The following is a 2,702-nucleotide window of genomic DNA, read 5'->3' on the forward strand; positions in this document are numbered from 1 at the left end:
AGGCCACGGTCGCCATTGGCGAGGAGGTCCTTCGCCGCGCCGATCGCCAGGATGTCGGGCTCTCCGATTTTACTGCTCAAGGCTTGGCGATCCTGGTGAACGGCTTCGGCAAGTGGACGCAAGAGCCGGTGTGCTATCAGGCTCTGGTGGAGATCGCCCGCGGTCTCGGCCCCAAGGGCCGTCGCTTCGGCGCGTTCGCGACGCCACCGCTTGCGATTGTCGCCAACAGTCTGGCGCGCGGTATCCTGCAGGGCGAGGAAGCCGGGGAGGTGGCCGAACCCGCTTTGCTGAAGGAGCGGCTGCAGCAGCTGGCGCATTATCTCCACTATGCCGAGGACCGGCTGCAGCAGGCCGATGTCCTGGCCATCGCCAACATCTTCAAGGCCCTGAGCAAGGCGCAGTTGTCCGACGATCTGGGTCTGCTGGCAAAGCCGGGGCTGGACCGGCTGGAGGCGCTGCGCGCCACGCCCGCCTTCGAGCGCGACAACAACCTGGAGACCATGGGCAATCTGTGCGCCGCCCTGCTGCCGCTGGCGCGCAGCCCGCGGCCGGCGTTGCGCTGGCACCGCAGGCCGGCGCTGAACCTGCTCAACGCCATCCAGCCGGTGGTGGAGCGCAAGATCGAGGCGCATCTCGAGGCAGGCCAGGCCGAGCGCGACAGCGGCGCCAATGCAAGCCGCTGCCCGGCGCTGTCGGTCTATCAGGTGCTCAAGACCCGCGCGGTGCTGGAGAAGCTCTACCGGCGGCCCTATGTCGAGGGCGACAAGCTCGCCTTGCGGCGCCGCCAGGAAGAGCTGCACGCCAAGACCAGCCGGATCCTGGACAGCGCCCGCGCCCTCATCGAGACCGACCTTTCCAACATGAGCTGGAACGTGATCGCCGAGATCGAGGCGGAGGGGCCGCTCGACGCGCTCGACACCTTCATGGCCCAGAACGCGCCGAGCGTCCAGGCCCAGCATGCCGCCGCCGTCTTCGATGTCCATGGCGTGCTTGAGGCCATGGACCACGAGCCGCGGCCGCCACAAGGCGATGCCGGACTGATGCGGCTGCCGGTGGTCGACATGCAGGGGCGGCCGCTGGCCGGCGAAGCGGAGCTGCGCTATTCCATCTTCCACCGCCTGACCTCGGGGGCTGTCAAGGTGGTTGCGGTGCAGCTGCCGGGCAAGCCGAGCGCCTTCATGCTGGCGCGCACGCTCAGCGTCGAGGGCGTGCCCTACCGCATGGACCTGTTCGGCGGCAGCAAGCTGAAGGCGCCGCAAAAGTCCCTGGCCCAGCTTGCCGCCCGCCTGCCCGGCGCGACCGACGAGGCCACCGGCGGCAAGCTTTTGGCGATCCCCTATGCCGACACGGCGCCGGGGACGGCCTTCGAGCAGCTGGCGCGGGCCTGGGCGCCGTTCAAGGAAGCCTATTACTACACCCAGCGCCGCGGCTTTGCCGCGCCGCCGGACATCGCCGGGCTTGGCCCGCACGACTATGCGCTGGAAGGCGCCTTCAGGCTGTCGCTCCTGCCCGACCGCCCGGCAGGGGCAGCGCATCCCTTCAGGCTCGCCGGGCCGGACGGCCCGATCGCCTTGCGGCCGCATGACGGCTGCGGCTTCATCAGGGCCTCGCTGGCCGAGCGCATGCCGGCCATCGCCCGGGGCGTCCGCCCGGACGGCGCCGCGCCGGTGCGTGTCTTTGGCCAGGGCAAGCGAACCTCGGTGCCGGCCTCGGCCCTGCAGCATTATCCGCGCGACGCAGCGGTGGCCGAGGAGACGCGCGAGAAGGCCGAGGCCTGGCTCGGCAGCCGTGAGCAGCCGAGGCTGACGGCCGAGGAGCTGTTTCGGACCGTCACCTCTGGCCACATCGACGGCCCGGGCGCCGTCGCCGTGCCGTCCGGCGACGGACGCCTTTATGTGCCGACGCTCAAGAGCGAGACCTTGACCGCCGATGGCGGCGTGCTTGTCGGGCGCTCGCCCTACGACAAGCCGAACCTGCGCCCGTTCGCCGCCGGCCAGGTCAGGTCGGCGCGCGACGGCGACGCGACCGCGGCGTTCCTGGACCGGTGCGTGGCCTTCCAGTACAGCTTCAACGTCGCGCACAAGTCGAGGGAAAGGCTTGCCGCCGACGATCCGACCTTGTTTGCCAAGGGCATCCTGATCGTGGTGCCCGACCGGATGTGGCCGGCCGCCTTCGCCGAGCGTTCGGTGGTGATGTCGGCCGAGGACGTCAAATGCCATTCGCACTGGCTCGAGGGCAAGGACCGGGTCAAGGCCGACACCGGGCTCGACTGCGTCGGCATCCTGCAGGCGACGGAGGTGTTCGCGCCCGGCTCGCTGGTTGCGGTGCCGAGCGCCGAACAAAAGAAGCTCGACGGCGATTTCGACGGCGACACCGTTGTCATCGTCGGCGACCGGCCCAGGCTCTACGAGCATGTGCGCCAGTTCGACCAGAAGGAGCAGGCGCGCGGCCTGGCCTCGCTGAAGCCGCCGAAGTCGCACACGCCGGCCATCGAGAACGGCGACTACCAGTTCAGCCGCTCCCGGCAGATCCTGTCGGCCACCCAGCAGGTGCTGGAGAGCTACAGCTGCCTGCAGCGCAACGTCCTGGCGCAGCCGCTTGAAGCGCAACGCTGGTTTGCCGAGCGTGCCGTCTTCGGCACTTACGAGGGCATTCACCATGAGCTCAGGGCCGACATCCGCGTCCAGCTGCAGGCAGAGCGG

The 2,702-nt window shown here is 69.6% G+C and carries 1 pseudogene; it reads left to right on the forward strand.

Going from position 1 to position 2,702, the window contains the following annotated elements:
• Positions 1–2,702, forward strand: a pseudogene (locus RFM98_RS31030) (shikimate kinase); the annotation flags it as partial.

The organism is Mesorhizobium australafricanum (assembly GCF_033977265.1).
In the GTDB taxonomy this organism is placed as follows: Bacteria; Pseudomonadota; Alphaproteobacteria; order Rhizobiales; family Rhizobiaceae; genus Mesorhizobium; species Mesorhizobium australafricanum.